Here is a 20,559-nt window from a genome sequence, read left to right on the forward strand (position 1 = left end):
CATAGTATTATGGAAACAACAGTAATGCCGGCAGCTGCATCGGTACAGAAACAGCAGGGCCTCAACCAGGTAGTCATTAACAAGGTACAGCGGATGATAGAAAGCAGGCAAGGCGGTGTCATGGACACCATTAACCGTCTGCTCAGTGAGGGACGGATCGCGCAGGATTTCATCGCTCCCATCGGGGTAAGCCAACGTAGCAAGGAACGCCCCGTTATCTCTTTCAAAGCGGAAGGAAGGGTACAGATGGCAATGCCCGAAGGGAACTTCAACCTGCACGGCAACGCCATAAGCCAGATTTCGGAGAAGATGGGCATTCCCGCCAAATACCTGCGCGAGCTTTCCGCCGGGGATGTTTGGCAGAAACAGTTGTGCGCCACCATCCTGAACGAGCATTCGGGATGGACCGAGCGTACACGGGTACTGATACGGGCGGTAGGAATGGAAGTCCGGGGCGTATTGTCGGACTCCTACCGTCGGCTGAACTCGGTGGATATCCTGACCGCTTTCATCCGTGAGGCGGGAGGACAGGGAGCGGTCGTGTCCGATGCCTATATGAACGACACGAAAGTATGGTGTGAGACAATCCTGCCCACTCCGATAGAGATACCCACCCGTAAGAACGGAACGGTCATCATCTTCGCAGGAGCACGCTTCTCCACATCCGACTATGGCAACGGATCGGTCGATATGCGGTCGTTCCTGCTCAACGGGGCGTGCCTGAACGGGATGGTCAGGGAGTCCGTCATGCGGCAGATACACCTTGGAGGCCGACTGCCGGAATCCCTGTCCCTCTCCCAAAAGACCTACGAACTGGACACGCAGACCACCGTATCGGCTGTTTCCGACCTGACCAAAGGACTGTACAGCAAAGACACCATCATGCAGAAGGCCATCGAAATTCAAGGAGCATCGGAAATAGACGTGGATTTCGACAAGGAACTGAAGAATCTGGTGCAGAAAGGAGCCTTGTTGAAAAACGAGGGACGTGAGGTCGAGAAACTGCTGATGAACAACAATCCTGACGACGGAGTTACAGGCGGGGCCACGCTATGGAAACTGACACAGGGAATCACCGCCTTTGCAAGGGAACAGCAGCCGGAACGCTGCCGGGAACTGCATGAAATTTCGGGACAGCTGATGAACCGGGTAAAGATAAATTAAGAGAATAACAACCGAATTGTATGACAAGGGCGGCCGTGAGTCGCCCGTAAAGCAGAAGAACAATGGAAAATAATATAGTGTGCAGCAGATGCGGATCTGCCAATGTAAGGTGTGAGGCAATGGTAAACCCCAACACAAAAGGGTTCGACCACTTCACGGACGAAGCTTTTTATTACGGGTGGTGCGAAAACTGCGGATTGGGAGTTGCCTTGACCGACAAGGAGGAAATCCGGAACGAAATTTTGGAGAAATACCACAGGTTCAAGAAAGAGAATGCTTGTGAGCCACATTACGCGAATTGCCGGATTGTCCAAAGGAACAGCGGTCAGGTCAAGGATGTAAGAATTATGCTTTCACCGGACACCGGTATGGCCGATGACGGTATTTTCTTTTACTGCCACACATTGGAAAGGCTTATTGGGCTGTCCGTTCCCGGCAGGGAAAGTTTCACCCTTACGGAATGTTTCGGTTTTGCCTTGCTGACAGACAGGGAAAAGATGGAACGGCAGGTATTTAAACATGAAGCGGACGGAAAGCCCGTTATCGTAACAGGCAGGGAAGTGCTGCTTTTCTATGGGGAGCACTATGGTATAAGACCGGAAGAATTGAAGCAATACGCAACGGAGTATTGCTGCCATATCAAACATTACAGGGAATATGGATATCCGTTGCTGGACAGGTCCCTCGTGAAAAAAATGCTGGAGGAAGAGGAACGGATTACAAAAGGGGAAACACGGTCATTCACTCTGCGGATACACTTTCCTTGGCATGTGAAAATCACCAAAGAGGATAATCCTGAATATGCCCCATACAGATATACCTTGAATGCCTATTGCCTGGACAATCCGCAATGTTTTAACCGCAGATACACAACTTTGGAGAAAGCCTTGCTCCATTGTCTGAATGGATTCAATGAAAATGCCGCAATCAAAGACCGGTATCATTCAATAGGGGAATACTTGCTTCAAAAGTAAGAACAGCAGACAACTACATCTTAAAAAACAGAAACGTCACAAGGGGATGTATATCACATCATACCTGTGGCGTTTCTGTTTTAGCCACTTCCCGATTCTTGATTCTGCCTGCTTTGGGAATCTGCATCTAATATGGCAATTGGGGTCATTTCCTTATTTAATTGAAAAAATAGGCAATTGCTATGCCCAATATAATGGCACATACAATACTTCCCAGTACTATAAAGAGATAGTTGGAACAATGAAACTCAAGGTCCATATAAGGTATATGTTTTCGTTTTACATATTTACTCCATAGCCAAATAATATATTTGCCTATACATTCCAGTCCTACAATATCAAACATTATTATCGCTTTTTGAATATTCATTCCATATAAAATATAATTGTATTGGCTCATATATAGATATAATTAAATTAATGTCAGTGTCATAACTTTAATATCAAACTATCATACTGACAATAATAAAGAAATTAAAAAAAATCGCAACAGATTTATTAAAACATTTGTGTACTTATTTATTAAAATGAATCAAAATATGCCTAGCTACCAATCCCTATCAGGAACTTTTACATTTTAACAAGGTTTTTATTGAGTGTAAAGGACAATAATTATTTGGAGACACTTCATCAGCCACCTCTACATTAACCTTAGTATACCCTTTATCAAATCTGAAAGAAAGAAAAACTTCTTCGCTTTCATATATATACTCTACAACAAGATACATCTCGCCATCTTCATTAAAATCCATTTCTGAGCCATAATCTGATGAATATTTATTTTCAGCTATACCATTTACTCTTTTAATTTCATTTTTTAACCTATTATACGAGGTTAGTTCAAAATCAATTTTAAAATCATCTATCCGTTGAAAAACAAGAGTTTGCCTTAATGTATCACAATTATAACAAAAAACTAATGTGTCTTTTGTCTTAGATTCTATATTCGTACTATCAATATTCAGGCAATTAGCGTAAGATGGTATGAATATAAAGCCTAATATTATCATGCTTATGTATAAAATAAATTTGCTCATAAAAATGATTGTTATCGCGTTGATGAAATATCCAAACTTCTTCCTTTAAGATGATATTTAGGAAGATTATAATCTGGTGTAAACCCTATTGGATATCTATATGACTTCACTAATTTTGAAGAATTTGGAGATAAAGTAACAGCATCCCCTTGATTCCCTCCCAATAAGATAATTCTATGGTCATCATTGATGCCTGCAACAAATCCAACATGAGAATAATTCATAATCGCAATTGCTCCATAAGCAGGTTTATTTAATTCCATTCCATAATGTAACCACGAATATGCTAATGCGTTATTTGTCCCCACAATTCCAACTTGATATAAACACCAATTAACAAAACTAGAACACCAAGGTATCTCATCTTTATCAAAATTTAAGTTAGTAGTACTATGATATTCTATAATTCTTTCATTATGTTTCTTCCCTCGTATTTCTTGAACGCCTAATTCTCCAATAGCAACATCCATCCAAGGAATATTATTAGTTATCGGTATAGAAGCTATTATCGGAGTTTCTTGAAAATACCCAAATCCATTCGAAATACCACAACATAGTTTTATTTCTTTTTTTGAAGATAAAATCTTATAATCATAAGATTGCTTTAAACAAACTTCTAAATAATTTTGCTGTTGGAGAAAATAAGCAGGAATTATATTTCTCAACATATCTAAGCATATTACCTCTTCGGTGTCTTCCTGTTTTAAAAATATCTTTAATAATACATTATATGCCCAATATTCTTCAATATATAATCTTATTGTAGAACCAAAATACCCTTTATCTATTTTATTGCCATCCTCATCTGCCCAATATGCTTTCAAATGAACTTTATTTAGAGTGGCACTTTTTTCTGAGTTTTTATAAAGCCCTATAACCTTAACCATATAAAAATCCTCCATCTATGACAATTTTACATTTTTCACTTCTACTATACCTCTTGAATCAACAACACCTGAGAACCGTTCTAAAGTTCCATCTTCAAATTTAAGTATAAAATTAACCTTATCGCCTTCAGTTGCATGTTTTACGACGGCACATAAAGTAGCTATACCATTATGAGGGAATTCATTTATTCTTTGATGAGAGTTTTCATCTTTCCAATAAACTTCAACAATTTCCCCTATTGAATCCTTTTCTAAAACACAAGTAATCACTTTACTGCTTTCTTCTTTGTATTCCTCCCACCAAGAACCATAAATAGTGTTAATTCTCCTGTCCATTCTGATGGTTCTATTAATATCCAACCGTGTAGGAGATATGAGAAAACGGGTAAACATAGGACTACCTTCAGTAGCATCCATCGTTTCACCATAATAGTAAATATACGCTTCATCAAAAGCGAGCTCTCTGAACATCATATCATCTACGGTATGCCGTATTTTCCCCCAGACAGGAGTGGTTTCGGGACGAAAGAAAAAACAGGAACGAGACTTGTCTGCACCTGCAAGCATCATATCCAAAATACAATTGCTGCCATTAGATTCCATTTCTATATATATGTTTCCTCCTAACATTCCTGTTACAGGTCTTCCTTTACGGTCTATATTACGGGAAAAACAGTATTTATACTTTAGTAGATTGCATTTGTAGCCATTTATTTCCAATATTATTTCTGAATTCATGACGACTTGTTTTATGCATTTGACATTACATCTCAAACTTAGCAAAAAATCAAGAAAGACAATGTTCAAAGAGCATTTTTTATGCACCATATGCTCAATAACACATTTTATGTCTTTCGGTTACATTAAAATACAACACCTGTTAGGGATATGTTCATACCGGACAAATAAAAAAGGTTCAGTCGTCTCGTAACAACCAAACCTTTATCAACAAGCAATCTACGGTATATAGAACAGTTCAAACTCCTCTTTTCTTCTTCTCTCTATGCTTGGAATGACTTTCCCCCGATAACAGCGGAACGATACATATTCCTTGTAAATATCCCGGTTGCCGCTGTCCAGTTTCTGAATCAGTTTGCTTTTAGGTATCTTGCCGTTGCCGATCAGACGGTAACAGCCTACATTAAAGCCTAACAGACTTAAAAGAAGCGAGTCTTTCCCATATTTTCGGAATACCTTCAAACACCGTTCAAGGTCGCATCTCAAAAGTGAGTCCGCCTGTGCCTCACTCAGGTTCTCGGTCAGCGTCTCGTGGGGAAGCAGGCGGTGTCCGTAACCGATGTAAGGCATTTTCCCCCGGTGCCGGCCTTCCCACCGCTTGATGCAGGCTACCGCCTTATCTTTGTCAGACGGGGGATTTTCCGCCTTGCCGTACAAGACAAGTAACAGAAAGATCATAACAGCCGGTATTCTTTTCATGCAGCCTCCTTGTTATTTTCTTCATCCGTATCCTTTCCATTAAAATCATATGTCAATTGTTGCAGATTCCCCCAATTATCTTCAAGATAGAGGTCTATGGTCTGGGATTCCTTGCCGCTTTGCGAAGTATAGTAAAGACGGAATTTCCATTCGTTCAGCAGATAACGGTCATTGGGCTTCAGTACCGTGCCGTCCTCCATCTTCAGACTGCCCTTGCCGTCCGGCTGGAAATACCTTAGCGTATAGACGGTTCCGGCAAAGTTCCCTTCCGGCTTGATTTCCAGCCGGATTTCCACAGTCTCCCCATCGGTAATCTCATCCGCTACCGGCATGGACTCTACCGCAAACGGGTATTCCTGTCTGATATCCAGCTCATTGTCACAAGCGACAAGACCAAGAAAGGAGAATGCCATACAGCAGGCTGTCAGCATAAAATCAAGGATTTTTCTTTTCATGGGTATGTATTCTTTTAAGGTTAGAAAATGTATTTTACTCCGATTCCATACTGAAAGTGGCAGATTCCCGAGGCACTGCCCCACACGAAACGCTCACGCAGACGCACCAGCAGGACAACCCTGTCGGACAGGTATCCTTCCGCTTCCAGCGTTACCGCGCCGCCATAGATGAAAGACTCGCATTGCTGCAAAACGGCTCCGTCATCCAGCAGCCGGTCTCCTTCGTTCACGGTCTCATAGCCCAACAGGGCGGAAGCGCCGAGGTTCAGGAAGAAGGACTTGCCGGGGGTGGAAAAAAACGTATGGTAATAACCGCCTTCCCCCGTATATTGCGACAAGGGTATATGCGTACTCCGGTAAGGGATGTTACGTTTCAGCATCTCACCGCCAAACATCCACTGGTTTCCGTTCCCGGTACAGGTGGATACAGCCAGCGAGAAGGCATAGCCTGCATCGTGACGGTTTGCCCGGCTGTAAAATCCGTCGGCCATTTCAGTGGTGAAGCGGACGGCTTTCATTCCCGGCAGGCGGCGTTGGGCTTCTGCCTGCCCCGTAAAGAGGGCAAGCAGGAGGGTAATAAAGAGGGAGTTTCTTTTCATGGCGTTCATCTGACTTTCAGTTCATTGACGGTTTCTGCGCGTACCAGGTCCTCATTCTCCACATCAAAGGACTGATGCCGGCCGCCTTGCTTCTCATACATTTCCACTATCAGCTTCTTGTCGTCGGGAATGGTGAACCTGGGCAGGGCAAACACCGTCCGCTCGTTCTTCTTCCCGTCCACACGGGTCACATAGTTGAAGGCACGAAGCGGATAGATGACCTGTTCCTGCATGGCGGTACGTTTCATGATTTTCTTGTCCACGATCTTGAAGGTCACGAAGTCCACGTCGAAAGGCACGTTCGTGGCGTTCTTCACTTCGGTATGGAAATAGATCAGTTCGCCGTGCGCATAAAGTCCTTTAAGCAGATATTGCACTCCGAACCGTTTGCAGCCGATGTGCTTGACCTTGCGTTTGTTCTGTTCATACACGGATTTCATGATCAGCCGTACCAGACGGGGAGACTCCCCGGCGAGTTCCTGCAAGTAGATTTCCATCGCATTGTTCGGACGGTTCACGGCCTCTCCGTCATGGATGAAGTCGCACATTTCCACATTCAGCAGCAAAGGCTCGTCGGCATACTTGACGTTGAATGTATAGAAGTTGCCGTCTTCGGTAATTACGCTCATGTTTGTCTCGCTCCGGAAATGTTTCCGGGTTGCCTTCACACGGATCACATTTTCCGCACCGTCCGCCTTGCCCGCTATCAGATTGGGCGAACCCAGGTCCACATATCTCACGGGAGAGGGAAAAATAATATGTACGGTCTTGTCATATGTGATTTCCAGACCGTGTGGGGGAATCATCCGGCTGAATCCTATCTTGCGGCTCAGTCCTTCATAATAATCCCCGCTGCTCTGCTGCGCGTATGCAGCCACTGTGCCCGCAATCAGGGCAAGCATCATCAGAATCTTCTTCATGTGTGTTTCTTGGTTGATTGGTGAATAAATGATTGATTTCCTTTCCTCCTTCATTTTTCAGGAGAATGCAGCAACAGCCGGTGCCCGGCCTTCAGGGTGATTTTCACCGTGCGCATCTTCTTGCCCACATATTGTGACATACCCTGTATCACCCCCTTGCCCACATCCGAGGCAATCTGCGCTCCGGCATCCGTTGAGATATTGATGCTGCTTCCTATAGAGGTGCCCATGCCGGCGGCAATCTCACGTGCGGCATCATACTCCATCGAGTTCGGTACAAGGATTCCCTGCTGCCCGTCAGCGTCATACACTTCGAGTTCCACCGGGAACAGCGTGCCCCTGTACTCCACTGTCTCGATCAGGATCCCCATCCGTTCCCCCTCGACACGTGTGCCGCCGACCAGTACCGTACCTTTTGGAATAAGGAGATCGTCCACTGCCATCGGCTCCAGCAGGCGGATACGCAGTGCCTGTCCGTCAGATACGGTCTGCGTGCCATGCACACAGGCGGCGATGGTGTTCCTGCCGGAAGATGGCATTTTGCCTACCGGGGTGTGGAAGCCGGTATTTCTCTCGCCTGCATATCCGGAAGCAATGTCTTCATTGCCTGCAGGCTGGGCGAGTGATGACACCATCCGGTTCTGTACCCGTTTTACAGGCCGGACAGCCGTCCGTTCTTTCCGGCTGTTTGGGGCATTGGCCGTAGAGGAAGCATCCGGCTCTTTCCCGTTGTAGCGGGCAGCCAGCTCGTAGGACTTTTCCAGCAGAGCCATCTTTTCTTCCAGGGTCTGGCCTTCCGCCTGTTCTTCCGCCGGCTTCCTTTCTTTTTCCAGATCCTCAATACGGCGGAGCAGATCGGCATTTGGCTGATTTTCATTCCGGGTATATACAGTGCCCAGCGAACGGTTCATATTCCGGTAGGCTTCTGCAGAGGAACGGATGGAGCCGGGGGCTTTCCCCTTTTCCGGTTCCGGCGGAAGTTCCATGTTTGCTTTTCCTGCGGTAAGACCGGCAGTATCCTGACCGTTCCTGTTGAGCAGTTCGGACATCTCCAGGAAGGTTCCCCTGCGCCATTTTTCCTTTTTTGCCAGTGCTTCCTGCTCGTAGGCGCTTACCTTGTTGCCCTCCATTTCCGAATCTTCCGGTGAAGGCATCTCCACGTTGAAACCCCTGCCTTTTTCCATTTCCGCCTTCTCCTTTTCCGACGGGCTGAATACCAGCAGGAGGAACCCCATGCACAGCAGACAGAAAAACGGATAGACAATATACTTTGCGCGCCGGCGCTTCTCTTCGGGAGTCAGCGGCTTGTCATTTGACACTCCGAGCCGTTCCCTGATTTTCTGAAAGTCCATTTTCATGTTTATGGATGTTTGAATGAATGTTTCTTGTTCTTTCCGGCCGGAACACGACGGAACGGATATGTCCCATTGCCGGTCTTTGGCCCGGCTCCCCGAAACGGGATACACAGGAGAGAATCGAGTACAGGCAGGAGGCAGCAAGCAGGAGCGAGGCCGTGCCTGCCAGAAGGATGCGCTGCTTTCCTGTCAGCCGCCGGCAGAACAGCCGTACCCGGCTGTCCGCATGGCCGAAGAATCCGCGTTTTCCCCTCATCGTTCCGCACTTCTTATGTCCTTATTCTCCAGCACGGTAAACTGCTCGATAATGAATCCGTTGGGATTGTCATCCGAACGTCCTGTGTTTTGAAGCGAGCAGGAAGTTACGAGGCTGCGCTCGGTCACGTTGCTTTCACGGATAATCAGCTGCCGGGCATATGTCCGCACCTTGTAAGGGTAGGCGGCAAAGTCGCACACCACGCTGTCCACATGCACCACCTGGTTGATGTTGCCTGAAATCAGGCGGTTGTAATACCCTCTTTCGGCAAAATCCACATAGTAGTGATAGGCACTCTTGTCTGCCAGTTGCAGGGCACGGTTGATATTGTGCTCGATGGCATCCTTCTGGGGTGAGAGCGAGAAAAACAGTTCGTGAAAGCGCCTTACATGTTCCCGCGCCTCGGCAGGCCTGTTCTGTGAGAGGTCCTGCGAAAGGGCCATCATCAGCGATTTGCCCCCGTCAAGCACATAGATTTTCTCGCGTTGCTTCTCGGCAAAGCGGTATGAGCTCCACAGCGCATATCCGGTAACGAGCGCACAGCAGCAGGCAAAGACCGCCAGCATCAGGCGGATGCGCTTGAAACTGCTCTCAATGTTTGTCAATGACTTGAATTCCATTTTTTTTGATGTCTGGTTTGAATGAATAAATATTTCCGGTATGACGGGACATCCCGTTCCGACAGGTCACCGGACCCGTCATCTTGGGTTGCCCGACTCATGGGAAGGAGGCTCCGCAGGGTTTATTTGCCCCTCAGCCTGCCTCCGATATTCCCCAATACGGCACCGCCTGCTCCGGCTGCAAGGCCGCCTGTCTTGGTGGCTGTACGGTTCAGGTTACGGCTGAAGTTTCCGGCACCGCCTGCCTGCACTATCCAGCCTGCTACCGTAGGCACGGTGAAGTATCCGATAATCCCGATCAGCATAAAGATGATGTAGACACTGTTCGAGTTGTCTATCGAGTAGTCCGGATTGTTCTGCAGTTCCTGAATGTCATTCTGAAGCATCAGTACCTGAAGCTTGGCAAGCAGGGTGCTGAACAGGTCGCTGACCGGAAGCCACAGGTAAACGGAAATATATCTCGTGAACCACTGTCCGAGCGTGGACTGGAATCCGTCCCATACACTGAAGGCGAACGCTACCGGTCCCAGTATCGAGAGTACGACCAGGAAAAAAGTCCTCACGGTGTCTATCAGCAGCGATGCCGCTGCGAATATCAGCTCCAGCAGGCTGCGGAATGCGTCCCGGATTTTCTTTTCCAGATTATACATCCCGACTTCCACATACATGCCCAGCCGGGAGGCGGTATCTATGGTTGACCAGCCCAGTTCATCCAGCTGACGGTCAAACTCCTCGTCACTTACCAGATATGCTGTTTCGGGATTGCGGAGCATGGCCTCCTTTTCCAGTTCCTCCTTTTGGATCCGGTACTGTTCCATATCCATCGTCTGCCCTTCGAGCATCTTGTGTGTGCCCTGCACGATGGGACTGAGAATATTGTTCAGCGTGCCGAGCACCAGCGTGGGAAAGAGCAGGATGCAGATGCCTATGGCAAAGGGACGCAGCAGGGGATAGACATCTATCGGTTCGGCACGTGCCATCGACTGCCATACACGGACGGCAACGTAGAACAACGCACCCAGTCCGGCAAGTCCCTTGCCCACGTCCATCATGTCCTCGCAAAGGGGAAGCATCTCGTCATACAGGGTTGCCAGTATGGTGTGCAGGTTGGCAAAATCTATCGACAACGGCATCATGGCTACCAGTATTTGGAGGTTTCATTCCCATAGAGCCGCATCACACGTTCCAGGTCGTTCTTCTTTCTGGCCCTGAGGTAGCTTACGGCTATGTTCTTGTTCGTATAATAGCTCACAAGGTTGCGGTAACGGCGCATCTCGTAATAGCAGTTGTCCACCACGTCCATACGGTCCTTGTCGGTCATGGACAGGGTACTGACATTGATAACCTGTTTCAGGTCCTGCAACACGCCGTTGCTCTCTTCCAGCAGGCGGGTGTAACCGAAGGCGATGGCGTCCAGTTCGCGCGGTGAGAAGTTTTCATCGTTCATCATCTTGCCGAAGTTGGTTACATAGATGTCGGACACGTCGCCCACCATCAGGATGATGTCACGCACCTTGCGGGCATCCTGTATCAGGTTGTTGACCGATTTCAGCTGGTCGTAATATTTCTTGGCCTGCTCATAGATCTTTACTGTCTCGGCAAAGCTTTCTGCCGTATTGACTGCCGTCTTTGAGGTATGGGCGATATTGTCCGACATGTTTATGATGCTTTGGGCCAGATTGCCGGGATCTGTCACCACCCATTGGGCGCGTGCTCCGGTAACGCCCAGTACAAATGCCGTTCCGATCAGAAGCGTTCTTGCCTTCATGCCCGTTCCTCCTTCCTTACATAGTCTCCGCCCGGTGAGAATGTCAGCACGTCGGCTGCCTCATTGTAGGACACATCGACACGGTAGCCCGTATTGACAAACAGGTTTCCGTTTTCTTCCACCAGCAGGTAAGTCTGCGGCTTCAGCTTTCGGGTTCTCCCGCTACGGGAAAACACCGTCACCTTATAGCATTCTCCTTCCTTGTATACCAGCACGTCAGGTCTGCCTTCCACGCTGGTCCACGTTCCGCAGATCTTGTCGCGGTCGATACCGCTTTCCGAACAGCTCTGCAATATCATGGCGGCCATGCTTATCAGACATACCGCCAGCCTCATAAGGGGTCTGTTTCTCATAATCGTTTTCATTTCGGGTTTGATACCTGTTTCTGTTCCTCTCGCTTTTTCTCCGCCAGACGGCGGATGGCTCCTTCCAGACTGCCCTCCGGCCCTCCGGCAATCCGTTGTACTTCCAGTTTCTCCGACTCCTCGGTCGTGAACGTGAAGTATTCTTCCTCGCTCACTTCCGTGGCATATACTGCCGAGCAGGTTCCTCCAAGCCCTATCCATACCTCCCGGTAGAAGCGTCCGGGATGGTTCGCCTGGTTGATGGAAAGAATCTGCCCTTTCTCTTTCTCGGTCAGACCGAGCAGCCGCTGGATGTGCTCGAACTTGTTCATGTATTTCCGCTGGTCAAGCAGGATCTTGCAGTCTGAGTTGTTGATGATGGCCTCCTTCACAATCGGGGAGCTGATGATGTCGTCCACCTCCTGTGTCACCACCACAGCCTCGCCGAAATATTTTCTGACGGTCTTAAAAAGATACTTGATATATTCGCTCATATTGGCGGACATCAGGGCTTTCCAGCATTCCTCTATCAGTATCATCTTACGGATACCTTTGAGCCTGCGCATCTTGGCGATGAAAGTTTCCATAATGATCAGTGTCACCACCGGAAGAAGCACTTTGTTGCTGCTGATATTGTCCAGTTCGAATACGATGAACCGTTTGCCTGTCAGGTCCAGTTCCTTGTCGGAGTTCAGCAGGAAGTCATAGTCTCCGCCTCGGTAGAACGGTTCCAGGACATTCAAAAAACCGTCAATGTCAAAATCCTTCTCACGCACCTTTTTCTCTTCAATCATTCTTCTGTAGTCATCGGCGACAAACTCATAGAAACCGTTGAAGTCCGGTCTGATGTTCCGGTTCTCCGAAATCTTTCGGATATAGGCGTTCACTGCTCCGGAAAGAGCGACCTCCTCCGAACGTTTCGGCGACTCGTCCTCCCGTTTCCACAAGGTCAGTATCAGCGTGTTGATACTGTCACGCTTCTCCACATCGAATTTTCCGGATTCGGTGTAGAACGGGTTGAAGGATATCGGATTGTCCTCTTCATACGTGATGTAAATCCCGTCCTTCCCGTTGGTACGGTCATGGATCATCCTGCACAACCCTTGGTAGCTGTTTCCAGTGTCCACCAGCAGGATATGCGCTCCCTGTTCGTAGTATTGGCGGACAAGGTGGTTGGTGAAAAAGGATTTTCCGCTGCCCGAAGGCCCGAGGATGAACTTATTTCTGTTGGTGATGATTCCTCGCTTCATGGGCAGGTCTGAAATATCCACATGCACCGGTATCCCGTTCTGGCGGTCTGCCAGCCGGATTCCGAACGGACTGGGCGAGCTCCTGTAATTGGTCTCTCCGGCAAAGAGGCATACGGCCTGTTCCAGGAAGGTATAAAAGGATTCTTCGGATGGAAAGTCGCCTGCATTTCCGGGGATTCCCGCCCAATAGATGACCGGTGTGTCAATGGTGTTATACCTTGGCGTGCATTCCATCATGGCCAGCTGGCTGCCCGTGTCGTTCCTGATGCGGCGGAACTCTTCCGCATCCTCCGCCCAGGCGATGACGTTGCAGTGGCATCTGACGGGAAGCACTCCTTTGGTATGTGCCTCATCAAGATACATCTCCGTCCACTCCTGGTTAACGGCATTGCTCCGGCTGTATTTTGACAACGAGAGCATATTGCGCGAGTTTTTCTCCATCATCTGCAGGATTTCCTGTGCGTCGTCGATGAACACGTATTGCGAATAGATGTGGTTGCATGACAGCAGCAGTCCTACGGGTGCGGCAAAGGAGAGGCGGCAGTCGCTGCGGTCCGTGGACATCCTCTCGTAGCGCATGTCCGTGGAAAGTCTGCCGGGCAGGTCTTCCGTATCGGAAAGGGTATGCAGGCAGAGGCGTTTGTCGCCGATGCGCATCCTGCCGGGCTTGAGGCAGATGTCCTGCAATACGGCGGTCTCATCCTCCAGCGAGAGGGAAAAGTATTTTTCCACCAGTCCGGGACGTTCCTTCGTACCGGTGATTTCGTCTGTTTCCAGACGGCGAAGCCTTATATGTCCGGAATCATTCATAATACGCTCGAACTGTTCCACCGCCTCAAGAAAGCGGGCGGCAGCATCCTTGTCGGTTATCTCTTTGGGCAACAGGAATCCCCGGCAAAGGGTATTGAAGTCACTCTTCCGGCGGCTGCGTTCGCGGGTTGTCTTCGTCAGGAACAGGTAGCATTTGTGATTCAGGTAAGGTCTTTCATTGAAATGCAGCTCATAGCTGCGTGTCAGGAAGCTCTGTTCTCCGTCATCGGTCTTCGGACGGTAGGTTTCCTTGACGAACCAGTCCTGTTTGCAGACGACACTATGTTCCGGCAATACCTTCACGGCTTTGATCCAGGAGGAGTGCATGGCCTCATACTCGTCTGCCGTTACCGTGTACAGTTCGGGCAGTTCCACTTCGAAAGCCACGGTCAGGTCGGCATCCTTGCTCACGATACAGCCGTTTTCTACCGACAGCAGGGGGAATCTGCGTTCCAGCGTTTCCGCCTTTAATACATTTCTCATGATTGTTGTTTTTTTCTTCTTCTTGTGAATAATCTGAAAACTCTCTTGCGGTGAATCAGATAGCGTGGATGTCGTTTTTCAGCCAGCAGCTTCATCAGCCCGTGTTCACCGTAACGGGCATTCAAACGGAATATCACCCACACCAACAGGCTGCCGGACAGGATCCCGAAGGATAAGCATATCCATTGGTCCACCCCCGTCAGGTAAAGAAAGACTACCATAAGGAGCACCATCGCAAGCCCTCCGGCAAAGACGAACAGGTATTGCGACTTGAGCCCTTTGAACTCGACGGGGTTGCCGGCACCTTTGTTTACCGGATATTCCATAGGCTTTAGAGGAAGAAGGAACGTAAGATGGTGGCGGCTACGATCAGAAAGATACAGGCAAAGAACCAGCTTGCGGCGGTTTTCGAAGTGTCAGGATCTCCGCTGGAAAATTTGCCATAGGTCTTGATACCGCCTACCAGACCAAGCACCGCACCGATGGCATAGCATAGTTTGGTGGCGGGATCGAAATACGAGGTCATGAGGCTGGTTGCCTCGTTGATACCCGCAAGGCCCTGGCCCTGCGCAAAGGTGTTTGCGGCGATGACCGCACACATCACAGAAAAAAGGATTCTTCTTTTCATTGTCGAATCGTTTGGGTAAGACATAAATTTGAATTCGACAACAAAGATAAATGGGGATAATGCGCTATGATTCAGAGGTGTCATCAGATGTCATCAAATGTCATCAGATGTCCTTGCCGTACAACGGATGAAAAAGAAAAAACAGGTTTCCTCCACTTTGGAAGAATGCCTGTTGCATGTTTTCGTTAAATGGGTACATCATATAAAAAATCCCATATACTTTAACGCATACAGGATTTTCCGAACATGACAAATATTGCCTTTTCAGACCAGATTCCTCCAGTCAGTAACATGTTTGCTTTCTTTCCTCTCTCTTTTCAAAGGCAACGCATTCCCCTCCTTATCCACATACTTCCCCATCAGTTCCTCAATCAGCTTCTTGTTCTCCACCTGGGAGGAGAACAGTTCAAACATGTCCGTTTCCCGGATGGAATGCAGTGTCATGGCCGCCCTGTATGATTTGTTCTCGTCCGAGCCGGCGCCATTCAGGTTAAGCAGCACGTCGCCTACATTGAGCAGGTCAGCAGGAGTAACCATCGGAGCAATGGCTTCCGTTTCGGGAGAGCGGCTGTCCAGTTCCTCCTGTTCTTCTTTCAGCATTCTCATCTCCTCCAAAGGCAGTTTGCATTCCACTTCATCTTCCGGAATATCCTTATCCGCTCCGATAAAATCACTTCCGGTTTCCAGTTGCTGGCTCATGTAAGGAGCGACGGTCTTCCCGGCATTCTCGTCCAGATAGACAAATCGGGTAGCTCCCATCACATCCTGTGCATTTCCCGGTTCACCGTTGTCTTTTTCTGCTTGTGGCCGATTGCGGGGAGTATAAAGCAGATCACAGATTTTACCTATTCTCTCTTTTTGTTTCCATACCTTATATAACAGATAAGCGGTACAGCCGAACCGTATTGATAAATAAACTATTTCTTCCATTCTATTGGCTTTTGAGTTGCTTCTTGATTATATATTTCATTGATGATATGCTGATACCTTTCCAGATGGTCTGACAGTACACTCCCTAAAAACATGGGGACAGACATTTCCGGTGCAATGACCGGCAATACTTTGGCAACAGTCCTGTACAATGTATCGTTAATATAGGTCTGCCTTCTTGCTCCCGATAGTTTCACTTTCAGAAACCGGCTCCGGTATTCATCTGAATCAGCCGCTCCATCCGGTGTTTTTTTTATTTGCTGTCTGGAAGAACCGTTTTTCTTCTCCTGTTTCTCCGGACAAGGTCCAGCCTGACTTTTTATTTCCGGCTCCTCTTCCGGAGGAACCGTTCTTTCCAAAGCGGTCACATCTCCTGCCATCATGCGTTTCAATGCCTCCTCGTCCACTTGGTAATCCGTTCTTCTTTTGGTGGTCATAATTGTTTTTATTGAAGTTTCAGTATGGTTTCTATTTCCGCTGCCAGCAGGTCCAGACTGCTTCCTTTCATTGCGGAGGAAGATGGAGGGAACAAAGTGCTGCGGAACAGAGGCCCTTTCATTCCGGAGTCTTTTTTGTAACGTTCTGCACTGGGAATGACGGTTTCCAGTACCGGCAATTTCAGCGAACGGAAAATTTCAGTATAGCCGTTATACAGGTCTTTGGAAACACGTTTGTCCATCCGGTTCCAGAACATATGGATACCACGCAAGGGTACATCCTTATGCCGGTGCATGTATTCCCGGATGGCAAGGACAAAAGACATACTGCTCCGCATTGCCATTCTTTCCTGCGTGATGGGGGTGAATACATAATCCATATTGATTACGGACTGGAATACACCTGGCACATTTACGGTGCCCGGAAGGTCAAAAAGGACAAGGTCATAATCCAGCTCCGACTTTTCAAGAAAGCGTCCGGCCGTTTCCCGGGCTTCTTCCGGAGTGGAGTTCAGGATGCTGTAGGCTTTCCTGCCGCTTGCTCCGAACTGTTCCACCAGCTGGTTTTGCAGATGCACGTTCTTTTCAATGTTTCCCACTTCCCAGTTCCGCATGGTACTGATGCTGTGCTGTGGATAATCACAATCCACCACCAGTACGTTATACCCCTTCAGGTAATGGAAGTAACTGGCGAGCAATACCGTGAACGTGGATTTTCCCACACCGCCTTTCTGGTTGCTCAAAGCGACAAATAAAGGTTCTTTCTTCATAGGCTTGAATTTAGAGTGTATAATTTGTTTCATATCTGTCCGGATTTTTTCGTTTCATCACACGGCAATGCATCCGTTGGTATATGGCAATGACGCATTGTTTGCCGGTTTGCATGAATACATTGCATACCATATTGCACCAGTGTAAAACCGGTTGCCGATGGGCATTGCCATATAAGGTGCATTGCATTCATGCAATATGGGGTTCAATGTATCCCATACTGCATTGCACGGATGCAATGTATTCCGTCATGCAGAATTGTTGTGCAGCATATATGGCATTGCACATATAGGGATGATGCCGCATTCACATCATGCACCACCTGTGGCAGGCAAGCAATACCCCTTACAGGACAATGTTTCAATGTATGCCCTCATGCACTGTGCCAAAAGTAGCGGCTATTTTTGAAACTTCCACCAACATTTCCCCTACCTGACATCAGATGTCGTCAGATGTCATCAAATGTCATATCAAACGCTGTTTACCAATCGGTTATCACTGTCTAATTTTGCAAAATCGGAATCAGACGATGGAAAAGAACTGACTTCGTCGGACCACAGCGTTCCGTGAACGTCGCGCAGCAATCCGACGAAGGAGGATTCTCTGTTCAAGCGAACAGAGCAAGTTGTGTTTTCGGCAGCCCGAAACTTTTCGGGCATCCCAAAACCAACTTGCCCGGCAAAAGCCGGGGGATTTTTCTCCAAAGTCGAAAAATCTGGAAAAAAGTCAAATCATAAAATCCCTAAAGTGCATGAAAGAAAGCTCAAGGAAAAAAATGGGACGAAAGCCCAAAGCAGATCCGGCCATACATCGTTACGGCATCAAGTTGACAAATGAAGAAAACGTACGCTTTGAAGCGGCATTCTCTGAATCCGGCATGAAAGAAAAAGCGGGATTCATCAAGAAATCCATTTTTGGAGGTCGCATTAAAGTTGTGAAAATCGACAAGGCGACAATGGACTACTACATCAAACTGACCGAATTCCACAGGCAGTTTCAGGCCGTCGGAAACAACTACAATCAGGTTGTCCGGACTTTGAAGAACAATTTCGGGGAAAAACGTGCGATGGCATTACTCTACAGGTTGGAGAAACTGAGCATCGAACTGATGCTTGTCTGTAAAAAAGTCATAGTGCTAACCCAGGAATACGAGCGGAAATGGTTGCAAAAATAAGTCACGGAACAAGCCTTTACGGAGCACTTGCCTATAACTACGACAAGGTAACGGCAGGTACCGCCGAGATTCTTTCGGGCAACCGCATGATTTCCGACAGATTGGGATTGCCCAGTGAGGACATACGTCTGGCATTGCTCTCTTTTGAGAACTACCTGCTGGCAAACCGCAATACGGAGAAGCCCGTCCTGCATATCTCCCTTTCTCCGGCACCGGAAGACTGGCTGACTGATGGGCAATTGGTAGAGTTGGCGGAACGGTATATGCAGAAAATGGGCTATGGGAATCAGCCGTACATAGCCTACAAACATGCCGATACCCATAATGCCCACATTCATATCGTCAGTGTCTGTGTGGACGGACAGGGAAAAAAGATCAGTGACGCCTACGAGCACCGCCGTTCCATGACCGCCTGTCGGGAACTGGAAACGGATTTCGGCTTGCGCAACGGAGCGGACACGGAAAGGCGGAATCCGAAAGCGGAACTAAAAAAGGTGGATGCTTCCTTGGGGGATGTCCGCCATCAGGTAGGCAACACCCTTAAAGCCGTACTGGAAAGCTACCGTTTCCAAACTTTCGGGGAATACAGCGCACTGCTTTCCACACTCAACATCGAGGCGAAACAGGTCAGGGGGGAGTACAACGGCGTACCCTACACCGGCATTGTCTATTCTGCCACGGATGATACCGGCAAGGTGGTCAGTCCGCCGTTCAAGAGTTCCCGTTTCGGCAAACGCTTCGGGAATGAGCTGTTGGAAAAGCGGATGTTGATGAATCTGAAAGCTCTTAAAGAGGGGAAATGGACACCCTCCATACAGGCGGACATCGCCCGTGCCTTGCGGCAGGCGGATTCACGGAAACGGTTTGTGGAACTGCTGGGGCAAAAAAATATCGATGTGGTGTTCCGTGAGAATGAGCGGGGACGTATCTACGGTGTCACCTTCATTGACCACAACCGACGGGAGGTTTTCAACGGTTCACGCATGGGCAAGGAGTTTTCCGCCAATGTGTTCAACGACTATTTCCAATGGTTGGAAAACATACCCGAAAAGGAACGGGGCGGACATTCCGCTACAGAACTTCGGCAGCATCACCGCCACGAATCCGGCAGCACGCTCGAACTGGCGGCGGGCATTCTTTCGATGGAAACCAACCCGCGTGACTATGAGGAGGAAGCCTTTGCACGCCGCATGAAGAAAAAGAAGAAGACCGGACGCAAACGTGGCATTTAGACAAAACAAGTATCAACCCATTTATATACAATTCTTATGCAGCAGGAAGACGATTTGAGGGCGCTTGCCAAAATCATGGAATTTGGCAGGGCCGTGAGTATTTTTCTTTTGGTGGTACACGTCTATGTGTATTGTTATCCGAGTATCACCGCGTGGAACTTGAACCTTGCGGTGATGGACAGGATTCTGGTGAATTTCAATAATACGACCGGGATTTTCAACTGTATTCTCTGGAGCAAACTGTTGGCAGTGCTTCTGCTGGCCGTTTCCTGTCTGGGTACGCACGGGGTCAAAGGTGAAAAGATAACCTGGCCTAAAATTTATGCGGCGCTGGTGGCAGGATGCGCACTGTTCTTTCTGAACTGGTGGTTGCTTGAGCTGCCATTGCCGCACGCGGCAAATACCGCATTCTATATTTTTACTCTTACGGCAGGCTATCTCGCCCTGCTGATGTCGGGGCTATGGATGAGCCGCCTTTACAGGCACAACCTCATGGAAGATGTGTTCAATATGGAAAATGAGAGTTTCATGCAGGAAACCCGACTGATGGAGAATGAGTATTCGGTAAATCTCCCGACGAGATTCTATTATAAAAAACGCTGGAATAACGGATTTGTCAATATTGTCAATATTTTCCGTGCCTGCATGGTTATCGGAACACCGGGTAGCGGCAAGTCCTATGCGATAGTCAACAGTTACATACGCCAGCTTATAGCCAAGGGCTTTGCGATTTACATCTACGATTACAAGTTTGATGACCTGTCCACCATAGCCTATAATTCTTTGTTGAAGAATATGGACAAGTACGAGGTCAAGCCCCGGTTCTATGTCATAAATTTCGACGATCCGCGCAGGTCTCACCGATGCAATCCTATCAATCCGGAATTTATGACGGACATTTCCGATGCGTACGAGGCGAGCTATACGATAATGCTCAACCTCAATCGCACCTGGGTGTGACCTGAAAAGTCACGTAATTGATTGTTAAACAGCAATGTATATTGCAAGATTTAACCCGCTGTTCCGTC

Annotated in this window: 24 protein-coding genes and 1 pseudogene; 5 read left to right on the forward strand and 20 right to left on the reverse strand. The window is 48.0% G+C overall.

Annotated elements, in window-relative coordinates; all coding sequences use genetic code 11:
- Positions 1-9: 9 nt before the first annotated feature.
- The gene (locus AB5935_RS06145; RefSeq protein ID WP_134771226.1) at positions 10-1,164 is read left to right on the forward strand and encodes a hypothetical protein; all 1,155 of its coding nucleotides are present in this window, start codon (positions 10-12) and stop codon (positions 1,162-1,164) included.
- Positions 1,165-1,283: 119 nt separating this feature from the next.
- Complete coding sequence (locus AB5935_RS06150; RefSeq protein WP_134771343.1) at positions 1,284-2,138, forward strand: hypothetical protein; 855 nt, start codon at positions 1,284-1,286, stop codon at positions 2,136-2,138.
- 157 nt (positions 2,139-2,295) lie between these two features.
- Here AB5935_RS06150 and AB5935_RS06155 read toward each other — a convergent pair whose 3' ends face one another.
- The 20 genes from AB5935_RS06155 to AB5935_RS06250 all read right to left on the reverse strand — a co-directional run bounded on the left by AB5935_RS06155 (position 2,296) and on the right by AB5935_RS06250 (position 17,157).
- Positions 2,296-2,484: a hypothetical protein gene (locus AB5935_RS06155; RefSeq protein WP_134771225.1), complete on the reverse strand. Its 189-nt coding sequence runs from the start codon at positions 2,482-2,484 to the stop codon at positions 2,296-2,298.
- A 214-nt stretch (positions 2,485-2,698) separates the two neighbouring features.
- Positions 2,699-3,175 (reverse strand): hypothetical protein, encoded by a 477-nt coding sequence (locus AB5935_RS06160; protein ID WP_134771224.1) that lies wholly within the window; start codon positions 3,173-3,175, stop codon positions 2,699-2,701.
- A gap of 11 nt (positions 3,176-3,186) precedes the next feature.
- Positions 3,187-4,077 carry a TIGR02594 family protein gene (locus AB5935_RS06165; RefSeq protein WP_204888307.1) on the reverse strand — a complete coding sequence of 297 codons (891 nt, stop codon included), beginning with the start codon at positions 4,075-4,077 and terminating at the stop codon, positions 3,187-3,189.
- Positions 4,078-4,800, reverse strand: a complete 723-nt coding sequence (gene tssD, locus AB5935_RS06170; protein WP_227201949.1) for a type VI secretion system tube protein TssD — start codon at positions 4,798-4,800, stop codon at positions 4,078-4,080.
- A gap of 219 nt (positions 4,801-5,019) precedes the next feature.
- Positions 5,020-5,499, reverse strand: a complete 480-nt coding sequence (locus tag AB5935_RS06175; RefSeq protein WP_134771222.1) for a glycoside hydrolase family protein — start codon at positions 5,497-5,499, stop codon at positions 5,020-5,022.
- A complete protein-coding gene (locus AB5935_RS06180; protein WP_005802648.1) occupies positions 5,496-5,954 on the reverse strand; it encodes a DUF3872 domain-containing protein in 459 nt (152 codons plus the stop codon). The genes AB5935_RS06175 and AB5935_RS06180 overlap by 4 nt, the downstream gene beginning before the upstream one ends.
- Positions 5,955-5,974: 20 nt before the next feature.
- Positions 5,975-6,562 carry a conjugal transfer protein TraO gene (locus AB5935_RS06185; RefSeq protein ID WP_134771220.1) on the reverse strand — a complete coding sequence of 196 codons (588 nt, stop codon included), beginning with the start codon at positions 6,560-6,562 and terminating at the stop codon, positions 5,975-5,977.
- Complete coding sequence (gene traN / locus AB5935_RS06190; RefSeq protein WP_029327294.1) at positions 6,559-7,473, reverse strand: conjugative transposon protein TraN; 915 nt, start codon at positions 7,471-7,473, stop codon at positions 6,559-6,561. The genes AB5935_RS06185 and traN overlap by 4 nt, the downstream gene beginning before the upstream one ends.
- Positions 7,474-7,523: 50 nt before the next feature.
- Positions 7,524-8,831, reverse strand: coding sequence for a conjugative transposon protein TraM (gene traM, locus AB5935_RS06195; protein WP_134771341.1), 1,308 nt, complete (start codon positions 8,829-8,831; stop codon positions 7,524-7,526).
- Positions 8,782-9,084 (reverse strand): hypothetical protein, encoded by a 303-nt coding sequence (locus AB5935_RS06200; protein WP_134771219.1) that lies wholly within the window; start codon positions 9,082-9,084, stop codon positions 8,782-8,784. Before AB5935_RS06200 ends, traM begins: the two co-directional genes overlap by 50 nt.
- Positions 9,081-9,704: a conjugative transposon protein TraK gene (gene traK, locus AB5935_RS06205; RefSeq protein ID WP_004288760.1), complete on the reverse strand. Its 624-nt coding sequence runs from the start codon at positions 9,702-9,704 to the stop codon at positions 9,081-9,083. Before traK ends, AB5935_RS06200 begins: the two co-directional genes overlap by 4 nt.
- A gap of 122 nt (positions 9,705-9,826) precedes the next feature.
- The gene (traJ, locus tag AB5935_RS06210; RefSeq protein WP_005802642.1) at positions 9,827-10,840 is read right to left on the reverse strand and encodes a conjugative transposon protein TraJ; all 1,014 of its coding nucleotides are present in this window, start codon (positions 10,838-10,840) and stop codon (positions 9,827-9,829) included.
- A gap of 2 nt (positions 10,841-10,842) precedes the next feature.
- A complete protein-coding gene (locus tag AB5935_RS06215; protein WP_004288758.1) occupies positions 10,843-11,472 on the reverse strand; it encodes a DUF4141 domain-containing protein in 630 nt (209 codons plus the stop codon).
- The gene (locus AB5935_RS06220; protein WP_036632189.1) at positions 11,469-11,825 is read right to left on the reverse strand and encodes a DUF3876 domain-containing protein; all 357 of its coding nucleotides are present in this window, start codon (positions 11,823-11,825) and stop codon (positions 11,469-11,471) included. The genes AB5935_RS06215 and AB5935_RS06220 overlap by 4 nt, the downstream gene beginning before the upstream one ends.
- Before the next feature lie 8 nt (positions 11,826-11,833).
- Complete coding sequence (locus AB5935_RS06225) at positions 11,834-14,359, reverse strand: TraG family conjugative transposon ATPase (RefSeq protein WP_117893807.1); 2,526 nt, start codon at positions 14,357-14,359, stop codon at positions 11,834-11,836.
- Complete coding sequence (locus AB5935_RS06230; RefSeq protein WP_004288754.1) at positions 14,356-14,685, reverse strand: DUF4133 domain-containing protein; 330 nt, start codon at positions 14,683-14,685, stop codon at positions 14,356-14,358. The genes AB5935_RS06225 and AB5935_RS06230 overlap by 4 nt, the downstream gene beginning before the upstream one ends.
- A 5-nt stretch (positions 14,686-14,690) precedes the next feature.
- The gene (locus AB5935_RS06235) at positions 14,691-15,071 is read right to left on the reverse strand and encodes a DUF4134 domain-containing protein (RefSeq protein ID WP_007838794.1); all 381 of its coding nucleotides are present in this window, start codon (positions 15,069-15,071) and stop codon (positions 14,691-14,693) included.
- A gap of 180 nt (positions 15,072-15,251) precedes the next feature.
- Positions 15,252-15,917, reverse strand: coding sequence for a DUF4122 domain-containing protein (locus AB5935_RS06240; protein ID WP_005802631.1), 666 nt, complete (start codon positions 15,915-15,917; stop codon positions 15,252-15,254).
- Positions 15,905-16,354, reverse strand: coding sequence for a DUF3408 domain-containing protein (locus AB5935_RS06245; protein WP_134771218.1), 450 nt, complete (start codon positions 16,352-16,354; stop codon positions 15,905-15,907). Before AB5935_RS06245 ends, AB5935_RS06240 begins: the two co-directional genes overlap by 13 nt.
- 8 nt (positions 16,355-16,362) lie before the next feature.
- Positions 16,363-17,157: a ParA family protein gene (locus AB5935_RS06250; protein WP_005802628.1), complete on the reverse strand. Its 795-nt coding sequence runs from the start codon at positions 17,155-17,157 to the stop codon at positions 16,363-16,365.
- A 719-nt stretch (positions 17,158-17,876) separates the two neighbouring features.
- Between AB5935_RS06250 and mobA the strand changes: the two genes are divergently transcribed.
- The 3 genes and pseudogenes from mobA to AB5935_RS06265 all read left to right on the forward strand — a co-directional run.
- Positions 17,877-18,299: a conjugal transfer protein MobA gene (gene mobA / locus AB5935_RS06255; RefSeq protein ID WP_117589807.1), complete on the forward strand. Its 423-nt coding sequence runs from the start codon at positions 17,877-17,879 to the stop codon at positions 18,297-18,299.
- Positions 18,284-19,531, forward strand: a complete 1,248-nt coding sequence (gene mobB, locus AB5935_RS06260; RefSeq protein ID WP_146265089.1) for a conjugal transfer protein MobB — start codon at positions 18,284-18,286, stop codon at positions 19,529-19,531. The genes mobA and mobB overlap by 16 nt, the downstream gene beginning before the upstream one ends.
- A gap of 36 nt (positions 19,532-19,567) precedes the next feature.
- A pseudogene (locus AB5935_RS06265) lies at positions 19,568-20,488 on the forward strand (YWFCY domain-containing protein); the annotation flags it as partial.
- Positions 20,489-20,559 lie beyond the last annotated feature (71 nt).

Source organism: Phocaeicola sp. RTP21198st1_B8_RTP21198_201120 (genome assembly GCF_040929485.1).
Classification (GTDB): Bacteria; Bacteroidota; Bacteroidia; order Bacteroidales; family Bacteroidaceae; genus Phocaeicola; species Phocaeicola dorei.

What these genes read in the sequence shown, in the direction of transcription:
- AB5935_RS06145 (WP_134771226.1), top strand. Translation starts at nt 10, where the DNA reads ATGGAAACAACAGTAATGCCGGCAGCTGCATCGGTACAGAAACAGCAG.
- AB5935_RS06150 (WP_134771343.1), top strand. Translation starts at nt 1,284, where the DNA reads ATGGTAAACCCCAACACAAAAGGGTTCGACCACTTCACGGACGAAGCT.
- AB5935_RS06155 (WP_134771225.1), bottom strand. Translation starts at nt 2,484, where the DNA reads ATGTTTGATATTGTAGGACTGGAATGTATAGGCAAATATATTATTTGG.
- AB5935_RS06160 (WP_134771224.1), bottom strand. Translation starts at nt 3,175, where the DNA reads ATGAGCAAATTTATTTTATACATAAGCATGATAATATTAGGCTTTATA.
- AB5935_RS06165 (WP_204888307.1), bottom strand. Translation starts at nt 4,077, where the DNA reads ATGGAGGATTTTTATATGGTTAAGGTTATAGGGCTTTATAAAAACTCA.
- tssD (WP_227201949.1), bottom strand. Translation starts at nt 4,800, where the DNA reads ATGAATTCAGAAATAATATTGGAAATAAATGGCTACAAATGCAATCTA.
- AB5935_RS06175 (WP_134771222.1), bottom strand. Translation starts at nt 5,499, where the DNA reads ATGAAAAGAATACCGGCTGTTATGATCTTTCTGTTACTTGTCTTGTAC.
- AB5935_RS06180 (WP_005802648.1), bottom strand. Translation starts at nt 5,954, where the DNA reads ATGAAAAGAAAAATCCTTGATTTTATGCTGACAGCCTGCTGTATGGCA.
- AB5935_RS06185 (WP_134771220.1), bottom strand. Translation starts at nt 6,562, where the DNA reads ATGAACGCCATGAAAAGAAACTCCCTCTTTATTACCCTCCTGCTTGCC.
- traN (WP_029327294.1), bottom strand. Translation starts at nt 7,473, where the DNA reads ATGAAGAAGATTCTGATGATGCTTGCCCTGATTGCGGGCACAGTGGCT.
- traM (WP_134771341.1), bottom strand. Translation starts at nt 8,831, where the DNA reads ATGAAAATGGACTTTCAGAAAATCAGGGAACGGCTCGGAGTGTCAAAT.
- AB5935_RS06200 (WP_134771219.1), bottom strand. Translation starts at nt 9,084, where the DNA reads ATGAGGGGAAAACGCGGATTCTTCGGCCATGCGGACAGCCGGGTACGG.
- traK (WP_004288760.1), bottom strand. Translation starts at nt 9,704, where the DNA reads ATGGAATTCAAGTCATTGACAAACATTGAGAGCAGTTTCAAGCGCATC.
- traJ (WP_005802642.1), bottom strand. Translation starts at nt 10,840, where the DNA reads ATGATGCCGTTGTCGATAGATTTTGCCAACCTGCACACCATACTGGCA.
- AB5935_RS06215 (WP_004288758.1), bottom strand. Translation starts at nt 11,472, where the DNA reads ATGAAGGCAAGAACGCTTCTGATCGGAACGGCATTTGTACTGGGCGTT.
- AB5935_RS06220 (WP_036632189.1), bottom strand. Translation starts at nt 11,825, where the DNA reads ATGAGAAACAGACCCCTTATGAGGCTGGCGGTATGTCTGATAAGCATG.
- AB5935_RS06225 (WP_117893807.1), bottom strand. Translation starts at nt 14,359, where the DNA reads ATGAGAAATGTATTAAAGGCGGAAACGCTGGAACGCAGATTCCCCCTG.
- AB5935_RS06230 (WP_004288754.1), bottom strand. Translation starts at nt 14,685, where the DNA reads ATGGAATATCCGGTAAACAAAGGTGCCGGCAACCCCGTCGAGTTCAAA.
- AB5935_RS06235 (WP_007838794.1), bottom strand. Translation starts at nt 15,071, where the DNA reads ATGACACCTCTGAATCATAGCGCATTATCCCCATTTATCTTTGTTGTC.
- AB5935_RS06240 (WP_005802631.1), bottom strand. Translation starts at nt 15,917, where the DNA reads ATGGAAGAAATAGTTTATTTATCAATACGGTTCGGCTGTACCGCTTAT.
- AB5935_RS06245 (WP_134771218.1), bottom strand. Translation starts at nt 16,354, where the DNA reads ATGACCACCAAAAGAAGAACGGATTACCAAGTGGACGAGGAGGCATTG.
- AB5935_RS06250 (WP_005802628.1), bottom strand. Translation starts at nt 17,157, where the DNA reads ATGAAACAAATTATACACTCTAAATTCAAGCCTATGAAGAAAGAACCT.
- mobA (WP_117589807.1), top strand. Translation starts at nt 17,877, where the DNA reads ATGAAAGAAAGCTCAAGGAAAAAAATGGGACGAAAGCCCAAAGCAGAT.
- mobB (WP_146265089.1), top strand. Translation starts at nt 18,284, where the DNA reads ATGGTTGCAAAAATAAGTCACGGAACAAGCCTTTACGGAGCACTTGCC.